At 68.6% G+C, this 13,389-nt stretch carries 11 protein-coding genes; 7 read left to right on the forward strand and 4 right to left on the reverse strand.

Going from position 1 to position 13,389, the window contains the following annotated elements; translation table 11 throughout:
* Nucleotides 1-30 precede the first annotated feature (30 nt).
* Together VJ693_RS11355 and VJ693_RS11360 are read right to left on the reverse strand one after the other, a co-directional pair.
* The gene (locus VJ693_RS11355) at nucleotides 31-774 is read right to left on the reverse strand and encodes a response regulator transcription factor (protein ID WP_324154177.1); all 744 of its coding nucleotides are present in this window, start codon (nucleotides 772-774) and stop codon (nucleotides 31-33) included.
* 119 nt (nucleotides 775-893) lie between these two features.
* The gene (locus VJ693_RS11360) at nucleotides 894-1,871 is read right to left on the reverse strand and encodes an NADPH:quinone oxidoreductase family protein (protein ID WP_324154179.1); all 978 of its coding nucleotides are present in this window, start codon (nucleotides 1,869-1,871) and stop codon (nucleotides 894-896) included.
* 108 nt (nucleotides 1,872-1,979) lie between these two features.
* On the opposite strand from VJ693_RS11360, the gene surE reads away from it, so the two are divergent.
* From surE to rlmD, 4 genes are read left to right on the forward strand one after another with little or no spacing between them, the layout of a single operon-like run.
* A complete protein-coding gene (gene surE / locus VJ693_RS11365) occupies nucleotides 1,980-2,750 on the forward strand; it encodes a 5'/3'-nucleotidase SurE (RefSeq protein WP_324154180.1) in 771 nt (256 codons plus the stop codon).
* 1 nt (nucleotide 2,751) lies between these two features.
* Entirely contained in the window at nucleotides 2,752-3,567 is an 816-nt protein-coding gene (locus VJ693_RS11370; RefSeq protein WP_324154182.1) for a protein-L-isoaspartate(D-aspartate) O-methyltransferase, read from the forward strand.
* Nucleotides 3,568-3,596: 29 nt separating this feature from the next.
* The gene (locus VJ693_RS11375) at nucleotides 3,597-4,475 is read left to right on the forward strand and encodes a peptidoglycan DD-metalloendopeptidase family protein (protein ID WP_324154184.1); all 879 of its coding nucleotides are present in this window, start codon (nucleotides 3,597-3,599) and stop codon (nucleotides 4,473-4,475) included.
* Between the two features lie 47 nt (nucleotides 4,476-4,522).
* Nucleotides 4,523-5,872, forward strand: a complete 1,350-nt coding sequence (gene rlmD / locus VJ693_RS11380) for a 23S rRNA (uracil(1939)-C(5))-methyltransferase RlmD (RefSeq protein WP_324154186.1) — start codon at nucleotides 4,523-4,525, stop codon at nucleotides 5,870-5,872.
* A 138-nt stretch (nucleotides 5,873-6,010) separates the two neighbouring features.
* On the opposite strand, the gene VJ693_RS11385 is transcribed toward rlmD, so the two are convergent.
* A complete protein-coding gene (locus tag VJ693_RS11385) occupies nucleotides 6,011-7,261 on the reverse strand; it encodes an NAD(P)/FAD-dependent oxidoreductase (RefSeq protein ID WP_324154188.1) in 1,251 nt (416 codons plus the stop codon).
* Nucleotides 7,262-7,339: 78 nt separating this feature from the next.
* Nucleotides 7,340-8,035 (reverse strand): Bax inhibitor-1/YccA family protein, encoded by a 696-nt coding sequence (locus tag VJ693_RS11390; protein WP_324154190.1) that lies wholly within the window; start codon nucleotides 8,033-8,035, stop codon nucleotides 7,340-7,342.
* 317 nt (nucleotides 8,036-8,352) lie between these two features.
* Here VJ693_RS11390 and carA point away from each other — a divergent pair, with 317 nt between their 5' ends.
* From carA to greA, 3 genes are all read left to right on the forward strand, one after another.
* Nucleotides 8,353-9,519 carry a glutamine-hydrolyzing carbamoyl-phosphate synthase small subunit gene (gene carA, locus VJ693_RS11395; RefSeq protein WP_324154266.1) on the forward strand — a complete coding sequence of 389 codons (1,167 nt, stop codon included), beginning with the start codon at nucleotides 8,353-8,355 and terminating at the stop codon, nucleotides 9,517-9,519.
* Nucleotide 9,520: 1 nt separating this feature from the next.
* Nucleotides 9,521-12,787, forward strand: coding sequence for a carbamoyl-phosphate synthase large subunit (gene carB, locus VJ693_RS11400; RefSeq protein WP_324154192.1), 3,267 nt, complete (start codon nucleotides 9,521-9,523; stop codon nucleotides 12,785-12,787).
* 125 nt (nucleotides 12,788-12,912) lie between these two features.
* Nucleotides 12,913-13,389: a transcription elongation factor GreA gene (gene greA, locus VJ693_RS11405; RefSeq protein WP_324154193.1), complete on the forward strand. Its 477-nt coding sequence runs from the start codon at nucleotides 12,913-12,915 to the stop codon at nucleotides 13,387-13,389.

The raw sequence follows: 13,389 nt of genomic DNA on the forward strand, positions 1-13,389 counted from the left end.
GCCGTGCGCTGGCCGCGCCCGCATCGGCGCTCACACCAGGCCTTGCTTGCTCGCGAGGACCGCGGCTTCGGCGCGGCTGGAGACGTTGAGCTTGCGGTAGATCGACTTGATGTGGTCGTTGACGGTGAACCACTTGATACCCATCAGGTTGGCGATCTCCTTGATCGTGAAACCCTTGCTCAGGTACGTCAAGACCTCGATTTCTCGCGGCGTCAGGTGCGGCAGGTCGATCGGCTTCTCGATCGGCACGGGTTTTTGCGCGCCGCTGGCCTGGGCACTCGAGAAGCTGCTCGTCATCGGCGCGGGCGCGGCCGATTCGGCGGCGCTGCCGTGGCGGAAATGGGTCAGCAGGCGGCGGGCGATGGCCGGCGACAGCGGGGGCTGGCCGAGCACGATCTTGCGCAGTTCCTCGACCAGCACGTCGAAGCGATCTTCCTTCAGCAGGTAGCCGTCGGCACCGCACTGCAGCGCCGGGAACAGGTGCTCGTCGTCGGAGTACAGCGTCGTCACGACCTTGGTGGCCGGGTACTGCGTGAGCTCGGCCAGCAACTCCAGGCCGTTGCCGTCGGGCAGTTCCAGGTCGACCAGCATCAGCTTGAACGGGTCGGCACCGTGCAGACCCTGCGGGCCGGTCAGCGCGATCTGCTCGCGCGCGGTTTCCAGATCCCCGGCTTCGGTGATCGAAATCGGATCACTGAAGCTCTCGCGCAGCACACGCGACAGGAAGTCGCGCGCCACCGGGTTGTCTTCGAGGATCAGCACCTTCACGGTCATGCACGGGCTCCCATACAAGCTAGCGTCGGGCGGCATCGTAGCAGCGGGCCGGGCCACGACCGAGCCCTCTTTTGGGGGACGTGAACAGGGGGGATCGCCCCCTAGGCCCCGCGACCGGCTCAATCGTTGACCAGCACCAGCTTGCCCTTGATGGCCCGCTCGGCCATGCGGCGATAAGCGGTCGGCAATTCGCTCATCGGCAGCACGGTGTCGATCACTGGCTTGATCTTGCCCTCGGCATACCAACGCGCCAGTTCGCCGAGTATGCGCGCATTGGCCGCCGGCTCACGGCGCACGAAGTCGCCCCAGAACACGCCGACCACCGAGGCGCCCTTGAGCAGGGGCAGGTTGAAGGGCAGCGCCGGGATGCCGCCGGCCGCGAAGCCGACCACCAGATAGCGGCCGCGCCAGGCGATCGAGCGGAAGGCCGGCTCGGCGAGATCGCCACCCACCGGGTCGTAGATGACGTCGGCGCCCTGGCCGGCGGTCAAGGTCTTCAGGGCATCGCGCAGGTTCTCGCGGCCGTAGTTGACCGTCGCGTCGGCGCCGATCGCCCGGCAGGCCTCGCACTTCTCGTCGGTCGAGGCGGCGGCGATCACCTTCGCCCCAGCCGCCTTGGCGATCTGCACGGCGGCCGTGCCCACGCCGCCGGCGGCGCCGAGCACCAGCACGGTCTCGCCGGCCTTCAGTTGGCCGCGGTCGATCAGCGCATGGTGCGAGGTGCCATAGGTGAAGGCGAACGCGGCGGCATCCTCGAGCCTGAAGCCTGGTGGCAGCGGGATGGCGTGTGCGGCCTTGACGCAGGCATGCGTGCCGAAGCCGCCCGAACTGCCGATGGCAGCCACCGGGTCGCCGCGCTTCAGATGGGTGACGCCCGAGCCGACGGCATCGACCGTGCCGGCGAACTCGGACCCCGGCACGAAAGGCATCTCGGGGCGGACCTGGTATTTGCCCTGGACCGTCAGCAGGTCGGGGAAGTTGATGCTGGCGGCGCGGATCGCGATCCTGACCTCGTCGGGCTTGGGCTCGGGTGTGGGCAGTTCGCGCCAGACGAGGTCCTGGGGGCCGGTGGTCGTTTCGCAAAGCCAGGCATGCATGAGAGGGCTCCGGTTGATCGCAGTCAAGCTGGCGGGATGATAGGCACGGCGACGCACCGTGTGCGTCGCGTGGGCGACTTCGGGGCCGCACTGCCTACAATCCCCGGCATGCGCATCCTCATCGCCAACGACGATGGTTACCTCGCGCCCGGCATTGCCGCGCTGGTGCAGGCCTGCCAGGGGCTGGGTGAGATCGACGTGATCGCCCCCGAGCAGAACGCCAGCGGCACCTCCAATGCGCTGAGCCTCACGCGTCCTTTGACGGTGCACGAGGCGCGCGGCGAGCCGGTGCAAGGCTTTCGCTTCGTCAACGGCACGCCGTCGGACAGCGTGCACATCGCGCTGACCGGCCTGCTGGCCCAGAAACCCGACCTGGTGCTCTCGGGCATCAACCAGGGCGCCAACATGGGCGACGACACGCTGTACTCGGGCACGGTCGCGGCCGCGATGGAAGGCTATTTGTTCGGGATCCCGGCGATTGCCTTCTCTCAGGCCGAGAAAGGCTGGGCCCACCTCGACGTGGCGGCCCGTGTGGCGCGCCGATTCGTCGAGTCGGTCCTCGAATCGGTGGCGACGCGCCCGCCGGCGCAGCGCCCGTGGCTGCTGAACGTCAACATCCCGAACCGGGCCGATGCCGACGAACTGCCCTGGGTCGTCACCCGGCTGGGCCGGCGCCACGCGAGCGAGCCGGTGATCCGCCAGATCAGCCCGCGCGGCGAGCCGGTCTACTGGATCGGCCCGGCCGGCGATGCCCGCGAGGCCGGCGAGGGCACCGACTTCCACGCCGTGGCCAATGGCCGGGTCTCGATCACCCCGCTGCAAGTCGACCTGACCGACCATGCCGGATTGCCCGACTGGGCCGCCCGGCTGTCGAAGTGAGATGAGCGACAAGCCTTCACCCCGCGGGGCGCGCTTTCCGGCCTCGCTGGGCTCGCGCGGGCCGTCCGCCGGCCCACAGGTCACCCTGCTGCGTCCGCAGCGCCCGCTGCAGGAGGCTGCGCGCGACGCGGCGCGGCTGGCAGCGCCCAGCGGCCTGGGGCTGGACAGCGCCCCGGTGCGGCAGCGCATGGTCCAGCGCCTTCGCGCCGACGGCGTGCGCTGCGAGCCGCTGCTGCAGGCGATGGGGCTCGTGCCACGCCATGAGTTCGTCGATTCGGCACTGGCGGCCCAGGCCTACGAGGACACCAGCCTGCCGATCGGGCTGTCGCAGACGATTTCCAAGCCCTCGGTCGTCGCGCGGATGATCGAGTGGCTCTACCTGGGTGAGGGCGCCCGCGCCCGGGGCCATCTGGGTCGCGTGCTGGAAATCGGCACCGGCTGCGGCTACCAGGCCGCGGTGCTGGCCCAGCTGTCGACCAGCGTGATGTCGGTCGAGCGGCTGAAGGCCCTGCACGAGCTCGCCGCGCGGCACTTGCACCGGCTGCAGGTGCCGCGCTGCCGCCTGGTCTATGGCGACGGCATGCGGGGTCATCCGCCCAACGCGCCCTACGACAGCATCATCGCTGCCGCCGGTGGTGACGACCTGCCGGCGGTCTGGCTGGAACAGCTCGCCGTGGGTGGGCGGCTCGTCGCGCCGGCGCGCTCGGCCGATGGCCGCGGCCAGGTGCTGGTCATCGTCGACCGCGGTCCCGCAGGCTTCACCCGTCGCCTCGGCGAGGCGGTGCAGTTCGTCCCCTTAAAATCCGGCACCCATTGACAACACCACAACAGGGACGCATGCCCTCGATGAGCACGAAGCAACGGCGTTGGACCACCCGCGCGCTCGGCCTGGCCGCAGCGATGGCGGTGATGCTGCTGGCCGGCTGCGCCTCACCGCGCCCGCCGGCGCCGGTGGAAGACCGGGCAACCGCCAAGGCGCCGGCCAAGCCTGCGTCAGCGCCCGAGGCGGCCAAGCCCGCGTCGGCGCCCGCCAGCGCGCCGGCCGACACGCGCGCGGCCACCTACACCGTGAAGCCGGGCGACACGCTGATGCGCATCGCCCTCGAGACCGGCCAGGCCTGGCGCGACATCGCGCGCTGGAACGGCATGGACAACCCGAACGTGATCGAGGTCGGCCAGGTGCTGCGCGTGCTGCCGCCGGTCGGCGAGACGGCGGTTGCCACCAAGCCGGTGACGGCGCCCAAGATCGAGGCCAAGCCGCTGGACGCCAACGGCAAACCGCCCGCCACGGCAGCCTCGGGGGCTGCCGCCAGCGCCTCGGGCGTGGCCCCGGCGGTGCCGTCGCGCGACAACGACGACGACGTCCAATGGGCCTGGCCGGCGGCCGGCCCGGTCGCCACCCCATTCGACGAGGCGCGAAACAAGGGCCTGGCGATCACCGGCAAGGCCGGGGATCCGGTCTACGCGGCCGCCGACGGCCGGGTGGTCTATGCCGGCTCGGGCTTGCGCGGCTACGGCAACCTGGTGATCGTCAAGCACAACGCGACCTACCTGACGGCCTATGCCCACAACCAGACCTTGCTCGTGAAGGAAGATCAGGTCGTGCGCAAGGGCCAGAAGATCGCCGAGATGGGCTCGTCCGATGCCGACCGGGTGCAACTGCACTTCGAAGTCCGCCGCCAGGGCAAGCCGGTCGATCCCGCCAAGCTGCTGCCGCCGCGCTGATCGCGCCTTGAGACCTCACTGGCGCCGCCTTCGGGCGGCGTTTTTCCATGACCGAACGAGATGAATGGCTGACGGTCGAGTCGCTCGACATCGAGGCCCAGGGCGTCGCCCACAACAGCGAAGGCAAGGTCGTCTTCATCGAGGGCGCACTGCCCGGCGAACAGGCGCAGGTCGACGTCCTGAAACGCAAGAACCAGTGGGAGCAGGCCACGCTGCGCGCGTTGCGGCGCGAGAGCTCGCAGCGGGTGCGGCCGGTCTGCCCGCATTTCGGCTTGCATGCGGGGGCCTGCGGCGGCTGCAAGATGCAGCACCTGCACGCCGGCGCGCAGGTGGCGATCAAGCAGCGCGTGCTCGAAGACAACCTGGCTCACCTCGGAAAGGTCAAGCCCGAGCGCATGCTGCGGCCGATCGAGGGACCGACCTGGGGCTACCGGTTGCGAGCGCGGCTGTCGGTGCGCTACGTGGCGAAGAAGGGCACGGTGCTGGTCGGCTTCCACGAGCGCAAGTCGCGCTACGTGGCCGACATGAGCGAGTGCCACGTCGTGCCGCGCCACGTCAGCGACATGCTGCTGCCGCTGCGCGCGCTGATCGGCATGATGGAAGCGCGCGAGCGCCTGCCGCAGATCGAGCTTGCGGTCGGTGACGGTGTCACCGCCCTGGTGCTGCGTCACCTGGAGCCCTTGTCGCCCGGCGACCTGAAGCACCTGCGGGACTTCGCGGCGAAGCACGGCGTGCAGTGGTGGCTGCAGCCCAAGGGTCCCGAGACGGTGCATCTGCTCGATGAAGGCGGCCCGGAGCTGGCCTACACGCTGCCCGAGTTCGGGCTGACGATGCCGTTCAAGCCGACCGACTTCACGCAGGTCAACCACCAGATCAACACGGTGCTGGTCGGTCGCGCGTTGAGGCTACTCGACGTGCAGCCGGGCGAGCGGGTGATCGACTGGTTCTGCGGCCTGGGCAACTTCACGCTGCCTCTGGCCACCCGGGCGCGGGAGGTGCTGGGCATCGAGGGCAGCGAGGTGCTGGTCGAGCGCTCGCGCCAGAACGCCGTGCGCAATGGCCTGGGGGCGAAGGCGAGCTTCGCGGCGCGCAACCTGTTCGAGCTCACGCCGGAGGATCTCGTGTCGTTCGGCGCGGCCGACAAGTGGCTCGTCGATCCGCCACGCGAGGGCGCCTTCGCGCTGGCCAAGGCGCTGGCCGACATCGCACCCGCCGCACCGGCGGGCTGGGCGCCGCCAAAGCGCATCGTCTACGTCAGCTGCAACCCGGCGACGCTGGCGCGTGATGCGGGTCTGCTGGTGAACGTGGCCGGCTACCGCTGCACGGCCGCCGGCGCGGTGAACATGTTCCCCCACACCGCCCATGTGGAGAGCATCGCCGTTTTCGAGCGTTCCTGAAGGCGCGCGCAGCGCCGCCGTCCCCCAAAGTGGCGTGCGCGGATCCGGCTCCGCCGGTCCGCTGCGCGAGCCCCAGGGGGGCCAAAGGGCCCCTTCGCGGCCCTGGGGGCAGCCCCGGGAGGGGCGTGGGGGCATCATCTACCCGAGCATCATCCCCTTGAAGCCGCGCCAGGACAGCAGGCTGCCGGGCATGCGGCGTTCCTCGAGGATGTCGGACAGCCGCGCGAGCGTGCGCCGGCTGTGCCGCGCCCGCCAGACCACCAGGCTGACCAGCAGCGGGTAGCGGTTGAAGCTGGCTGCCTTGCGGTACATCTGGAAGCGCGGTCGCAGCGCCTCCAGGCGGGCGCGGTAGTCGGCCAGCACCGCGGGGTCGTCGTGCTGCGTGAGCAGGCTGTCCGCGGCGGCGATGCCGGTCTCGAGCGCCTTGCCGATGCCCTCGCCCGTGAAGGCATAGGTGGCCCCAGCGGCTTCGCCGGCGACCAGCACGCCCGGCGCCAGCCACTGGGCGCCATTCAGGTCGCAGCGCAGCGGTGCGCCCTTCAATTCGCCCAGGGCTTCACCCTCGCCCATCAACTGCGCCGCCAGCGGATCGACCTTCAGGAAATCGTCGAACAGTGCGCGCAGGTTACGGCCTTGGCGGCGCACATCGCGGCTGTCCTCGGGGACCTCGGCGTGGCTGTCCAGCAGGCCGACCCCGATGTTGAACACATTGCCAGGTGCCGGAAAGATCCAGCCGTAACCACCCCGCATGCGGCGGTGCCAGACGAATCTCGGGTTCGGGATCGCGCCGGCGAGTCCTGGGTGGCGCACGTAGGTGCGCAGCGCCATGGCGCTGGGCGTGCGCCGTTCGCACAGGCCAGCCGCCAGCGTGGCCGCCGGGGTGGCGCCGGTGGCCAGGACGAGCCAGCGGCAGCCAATCTCGCGTGTCAGACCGGCGTGCGCGAACCGCGCTCCGACCGTTCGGCCGGTCGAGTCGCGCACGGGCTCGATGAAACGTGCCGGTGCCACCATCCGCGCACCCGATTCGACCGCGGCGGCGCACAGCACCGCATCCAGCTCGCGCCGCGGCAACACGGCCAGTTCGCCCGGCACGTCGATCGCGCTGCCGCTCGGCGCTACGCAGCGTGCGGCGTCCGCGGCCCGCGCCGCGCGCATCACCCGCTCGTGCACGCCCAGGTGGCGCAGCGCCGCGTGGCTGTCCGGCACGAGCCCGTCGCCGCAGACCTTGTCGCGTGGAAAGGCCTGGGCATCCACCAGCACGACGTTGCGCCCGGCCTGGGCCAGCACGCGCGCACACGCGCTGCCGGCCGGGCCGGCGCCCACGACCAGAACGTCGCAGGCCGAGGGCAGAGAGGCGAGGGGGCGGTTCCAGTCCGGCGGTGTGCTCATCGTGATCCGGATTGTGCCGTTCGACGGGCATGAAAAAGGGCCCTCGAGGGGCCCTGGTGGCGTGTGCGTCTCGCTTGCTCAGTCGCTCTCGCCACCGAAGATGCCGAGCAGGCTGAGCAGGCTCTGGAACACGTTGTAGACGTCCAGGTACAGCGCCAGTGTGGCGGTGATGTAGTTGGTCTCGCCGCCGTCGATCACGCGCTTCAGGTCGTAGACCATGAAGGCCGAGAACAGGCCGATGCACAGCACCGACATGGTCAGGAACGCTGCGCTCGACTGAACGAAGACGTTGATGATGCCGGCCACCATGATCACCAGCGCACCGACGAACAGGAACTTGCCCATGCCCGACAGGTCGCGCTTGATGACCGACGCGAGCATCGCCATGGCAAGGAACACGCCGGCCGTGCCGCCGAACGCCGTCATCACCAGCGAGGTGCCATTCTTGAAGCCCAGCACGACCGAGAGCAGCCGCGCCAGCATCAGGCCCATGAAGAAGGTGAAGCCCAGCAGCACCGCCACGCCCGCGGCGGAGTGCTTGGTCTTCTCGATCGCGAACATGAAGCCGAATGCGCCGCCAAGGAAGACGATCAGGCCGATGCCGGGGCTCATCGCGGCGGTGATGCCGGTGGCCACGCCGACCCAGGCGCCGAGCACCGTGGGAATCATCGACAGGGCGAGCAGCCAATAGGTGTTGCGCAGCACGCGATTGCGTTGCGCGGCCAGCGAGCCTGTGCCGGCGCCGCCGGTGTAGGTTTGCAGGCTTTCGTTCATGGAACCTCCGTTGGTTGCAGTAGCGCGGTCAAGCGCAGCGGGTCAGACCCGCGAGCGCTGATTCTAGTTCCGCGGGGCTCGCGGGCTGGGCCGGCGCATGGACTGGGCAAGCTCGACGTCTTGGCCGCGGGGCCGCGAGCAGCTATACTTAGCGGGTTTACCCGAAATCACAGCCGCCCAGCGAAACTCCCCCTCACGGTTTCCTCTCGAGTCCTGCCCCAGCCCCGAATCGACGGGCGGCAAGTGGGCCCGGGCTGGGTGCGCGAACACCGGAGTTTCCTTTGTTGCCCGCTACGTCTTCCCAGGTGCCTGTGTCCCTGGTGCCTGTCACGGCACCCGCCATCCTGGCCCTTGCAGACGGCACGGTCTTTTCCGGCACCTCGATCGGCGCAGCCGGTCAGACGGTCGGTGAGGTGGTGTTCAACACCGCGCTCACCGGCTACCAGGAAATCCTCACTGACCCCAGCTACTGCCGGCAGATCGTCACGCTGACGTATCCGCACATCGGCAACTACGGGGTCAACGTGGAGGATGTCGAGGCGTCGAAGGTCCATGCCGCCGGCCTGATCATCAAGGATCTGCCCATCCGTGTCTCCAACTTCCGCCACGTGCAGACGTTGTCGGACTACCTGCGCGCGCAGGGCACGGTCGCGATCGCCGACATCGACACGCGCCGCCTGACCCGCGTGCTTCGCACCCGGGGTGCGCAGAACGGCTGCATCGCGACCTTTGCGCTGGGCCATGTAGTGACCGAGGGCGAGATCGCCGACGCGGTCGCCCGCGCGAAGGCGGCGCCGAGCATGTCGGGCCAGGACCTGGCCCAGGTGGTCAGCGTCGATCGACCCTACGAATGGACCGAGACCGAGTGGAAGCTGGTGCGCGCCGACGGCACGCCGGGTTATGGCCAGCTCACCGATCCGAAGTTCCACGTCGTCGCCTACGACTTCGGCGTCAAGCGCAACATCCTGCGCATGCTCGCTGAGCGTGGCTGCCGCGTGACCGTGGTGCCCGCCAAGACGCCGGCCGCCGAGGCGCTCGCGCTCCAGCCCGACGGCATCTTCCTGTCCAACGGCCCGGGCGACCCGGAGCCCTGCGACTACGCGATCGCGGCTGTGCGCGAGCTGATCGACACCGGCCTGCCCACCTTCGGCATCTGCCTGGGCCACCAGATCCTCGCGCTCGCCTCGGGCGCGAAGACCTTCAAGATGAAGTTCGGCCACCACGGTGCGAACCACCCAGTGAAGGAGCTGGATTCGGGCCGCGTCTCGATCACCAGCCAGAACCACGGCTTCGCGGTCGACGAGAAGACGCTGCCCGCCAACCTGCGCCCGACGCACGTGAGCCTGTTCGATGGCACGCTGCAGGGCCTGGCCCGCACCGACAAGCCCGCGTTCTGCTTCCAGGGCCACCCGGAAGCCTCGCCCGGCCCGCACGACATTGCCTACCTGTTCGACCGCTTCGTGGCGTTGATGGAGAAACACTGAGATGCCCAAGCGCACCGACATCAAGAGCATCCTGATCATCGGCGCCGGCCCGATCATCATCGGCCAGGCCTGCGAGTTCGACTATTCCGGCGCACAGGCCTGCAAGGCCCTGCGTGAAGAGGGCTACAAGGTCATCCTGGTCAACTCGAACCCGGCGACCATCATGACCGACCCGGACACGGCCGATGTGACCTACATCGAGCCGATCACCTGGCCGGTGGTCGAGAAGATCATCGCCAAGGAGCGGCCGGACGCGATCCTGCCGACGATGGGTGGCCAGACTGCGCTGAACTGCGCGCTCGACCTGCACAAGCACGGCGTGCTGGCCAAGTACGGTGTCGAGATGATCGGCGCCAACGAGCACGCGATCGAGAAGGCCGAGGATCGCCTCAAGTTCAAGGACGCGATGACCAAGATCGGCCTGGGCTCGGCCAAGTCCGGCATCGCGCACTCGATGGAAGAAGCCTGGGCTGTGCAGCGCAGCATCCAGGCCGAGGTGGGCGGCTCGGGTTTCCCGATGGTCATCCGCCCCAGCTTCACGCTCGGCGGCACCGGCGGCGGCATCGCCTACAACCCGGAAGAGTTCGACGAGATCTGCCGGCGCGGGCTCGACCTGTCGCCCACCAACGAGCTCCTGATCGAGGAGTCGCTGATCGGCTGGAAAGAGTACGAGATGGAGGTCGTCCGCGACAAGGCGGACAACTGCATCATCGTCTGCTCGATCGAGAACCTCGACCCGATGGGCATCCACACCGGCGACTCGATCACCGTCGCCCCGGCCCAGACGCTGACCGACAAGGAATACCAGCTGCTGCGCAACGCGTCGATCGCGATCCTGCGCGAGATCGGTGTCGACACCGGCGGCTCGAACGTGCAGTTCTCGATCAACCCGGACACCGGCCGGATGATCGTGATCGAGATGAACCCGCGCGTGTCGCGCTCGTCGGCGCTGGCCTCGAAGGCGACCGGTTTCCCGATCGCCAAGATCGCCGCCAAGCTGGCGGTGGGCTACACGCTGGACGAGCTGAAGAACGACATCACCGGCGGTGTCACGCCGGCGTCGTTCGAGCCGTCGATCGACTACGTCGTCACCAAGATCCCGCGCTTCGCGTTCGAGAAATTCCCGGCGGCCGACGCGCACCTGACCACGCAGATGAAGTCGGTCGGCGAGGTGATGGCCATGGGGCGCACCTTCCAGGAGAGCTTCCAGAAGGCCCTGCGCGGCCTCGAGACCGGCATCGACGGCCTTTCCGAGCGCTCGACCGACCGCGAGGAGATCGTGCAGGAGATCGGCGAGGCGGGGCCCGAGCGCATCCTGTTCGTCGCCGATGCCTTCCGCATCGGCATGACGCTCGACGAAATCTTCACCGAGACGGCGATCGACCCCTGGTTCCTGGCGCAGATCGAGCAGATCGTCTCGACCGAGAAGGCCCTGTCCGGCCGCACGCTGGACAGCCTCGCGAAGGACGAGATCGTCTTCCTCAAGCGCAAGGGCTTTTCCGACAAGCGTCTGGCCAAGCTGCTCGGCACGAACCAGCACGAACTGCGCGCCAAGCGCCATGCCCTGGGCGTGCGCCCGGTCTACAAGCGGGTGGACACCTGCGCAGCCGAGTTCGCGACCCAGACCGCCTACCTCTATTCGACCTACGACGAGGAGTGTGAGGCCGCGCCCACCGACAAGAAGAAGATCATGGTGCTCGGCGGCGGGCCGAACCGCATCGGCCAGGGCATCGAGTTCGACTACTGCTGCGTTCACGCAGCGTTGGCGATGCGCGAGGACGGGTACGAGACCATCATGGTCAACTGCAACCCGGAAACCGTCTCGACCGACTACGACACGTCCGATCGCCTGTACTTCGAGCCGGTGACGCTGGAAGACGTGCTGGAGATCGTCGACAAGGAAAAGCCGGTCGGCGTGATCGTGCAGTACGGGGGCCAGACGCCGCTGAAGCTGGCGCTCGACCTCGAGCGAGCCGGCGTGCCAATCATCGGCACCAGCCCCGATTCGATCGACATCGCCGAAGACCGCGAGCGCTTCCAGAAGCTGCTCAACGAGCTCGGCCTGAAGCAGCCGCCCAACCGCACGGCGCGCACCGAAGAGGCGGCGCTGCAGCTGGCCCAGGAGATCGGCTACCCCCTGGTCGTGCGGCCGAGCTACGTGCTCGGCGGCCGCGCGATGGAGATCGTGCACGGCGACAAGGACCTCGAGCGCTACATGCGCGAAGCGGTCCGTGTTTCCGAGAAGTCACCGGTGCTGCTGGACCGCTTCCTCGACGACGCGATCGAAGTCGACGTCGACTGCATCAGCGACGGCACCGACGTGATGATCGGCGGCATCATGGAGCACATCGAGCAGGCGGGCGTGCACTCCGGCGATTCGGCGTGTTCGCTGCCGCCGTACTCGCTGTCGCCGGCGCTGCAGGATGAGCTTCGCCGCCAGACCGCGCTGATGGCGCGCGCGCTGAAGGTCATCGGCCTGATGAACGTGCAGTTCGCGATCCAGGGCCAGAATGGCGTGGCCAACGACGAGTCGGTCGTCTACGTGCTGGAGGTGAACCCGCGCGCCTCGCGCACCGTGCCGTTCGTCTCGAAGGCGACTGGCCAGCCGCTGGCCAAGATCGCCGCGCGCTGCATGGCCGGCCAGAAGCTGGTCGACCAGAAGGGTATGGGCGGCAAGCCGCCGCACGAGGTGATCCCGCCGTACTTCAGCGTGAAGGAGGCGGTGTTCCCGTTCAACAAGTTCCCGGGCGTCGACCCGATCCTCGGCCCCGAGATGCGCTCGACCGGCGAGGTGATGGGCGTGGCCTACAGCTTCGGCGAGGCGATGCTCAAGAGCCAGCTCGGGGCCGGTTCGCGCCTGCCGGCCAAGGGCACGGTGGTCATCACGGTCAAGAACAACGACAAGGACCGCGCGATCAAGGTCGCCGGCGACCTGGTCGACCTGGGCTACAGCGTCGTGGCGACCAAGGGCACGGCAGCGGCGATCGCGGCCGCCGGCGTGCCGGTGCGGCAGGTCAACAAGGTCAAAGACGGCCGGCCGCACATCGCCGACATGATCAAGGCCGGCGAGATCCAGCTCGTGTTCACGACGGTGGATGAAACCCGGACGGCCATTGCCGACTCGCGTTACATCCGAACCGCCGCGCTCGCCCACCGGGTGACCTACTACACGACGATGGCCGGCTGCGAGGCCGCGACCGAAGCGCTGAAGCACCAGGACGACCCGAATGTGCTGTCGCTGCAGGAGTTGCACGCGGCGCTGGTCTGAGCGGCGAGCCGGCCCGAAGGCCCGCACAATCCCTGATCGGGGCGCGGGCTTGCGAGCCGGCCAATCTGCTCTAAACTTCCCCAAAGCGCGCCTGATGGCGCGTTTTCCTTTTTTCCATGAATCTCATGAGCACCATTCCCCTCACCAAGCGCGGCGCCGAAAAGCTCAAGGAAGAGCTCCAGCGGCTGAAGACCGTCGAGCGCCACGCGGTGATCCAGGCCATCGCCGAGGCCCGCGCCCAGGGTGACCTGTCGGAGAACGCCGAGTACGACGCGGCCAAGGACAAGCAGGGCTTCATCGAGGGTCGCATCCTCGAGATCGAAGGCAAGCTGGCAGCGGCTCAGATCATCGACCCGTCAACGCTGGATGCCGGCGGCCGCGTCGTCTTCGGCGCCACCGTCGACCTGGAGGAAGAAGAATCCGGCGCCCAGGTGACCTACCAGATCGTCGGTGACGACGAGGCCGACCTGAAGCTGGGCCTGATCTCGATCAGCTCGCCGATCGCCCGCGCGCTGATCGGCAAGGAAGTGGGCGACGTTGCCGAAGTGCGCGCACCCGGTGGCGTGAAGAGCTACGAGATCGTGGCGGTGCGCTACCAGTGA

Source organism: Ideonella sp., from assembly GCF_035254525.1.
GTDB lineage: Bacteria > Pseudomonadota > Gammaproteobacteria > Burkholderiales > Burkholderiaceae_C > Ideonella.

What these genes read in the sequence shown, in the direction of transcription:
- VJ693_RS11355 (WP_324154177.1), bottom strand. Translation starts at nt 774, where the DNA reads ATGACCGTGAAGGTGCTGATCCTCGAAGACAACCCGGTGGCGCGCGAC.
- VJ693_RS11360 (WP_324154179.1), bottom strand. Translation starts at nt 1,871, where the DNA reads ATGCATGCCTGGCTTTGCGAAACGACCACCGGCCCCCAGGACCTCGTC.
- surE (WP_324154180.1), top strand. Translation starts at nt 1,980, where the DNA reads ATGCGCATCCTCATCGCCAACGACGATGGTTACCTCGCGCCCGGCATT.
- VJ693_RS11370 (WP_324154182.1), top strand. Translation starts at nt 2,752, where the DNA reads ATGAGCGACAAGCCTTCACCCCGCGGGGCGCGCTTTCCGGCCTCGCTG.
- VJ693_RS11375 (WP_324154184.1), top strand. Translation starts at nt 3,597, where the DNA reads ATGAGCACGAAGCAACGGCGTTGGACCACCCGCGCGCTCGGCCTGGCC.
- rlmD (WP_324154186.1), top strand. Translation starts at nt 4,523, where the DNA reads ATGACCGAACGAGATGAATGGCTGACGGTCGAGTCGCTCGACATCGAG.
- VJ693_RS11385 (WP_324154188.1), bottom strand. Translation starts at nt 7,261, where the DNA reads ATGAGCACACCGCCGGACTGGAACCGCCCCCTCGCCTCTCTGCCCTCG.
- VJ693_RS11390 (WP_324154190.1), bottom strand. Translation starts at nt 8,035, where the DNA reads ATGAACGAAAGCCTGCAAACCTACACCGGCGGCGCCGGCACAGGCTCG.
- carB (WP_324154192.1), top strand. Translation starts at nt 9,521, where the DNA reads ATGCCCAAGCGCACCGACATCAAGAGCATCCTGATCATCGGCGCCGGC.
- greA (WP_324154193.1), top strand. Translation starts at nt 12,913, where the DNA reads ATGAGCACCATTCCCCTCACCAAGCGCGGCGCCGAAAAGCTCAAGGAA.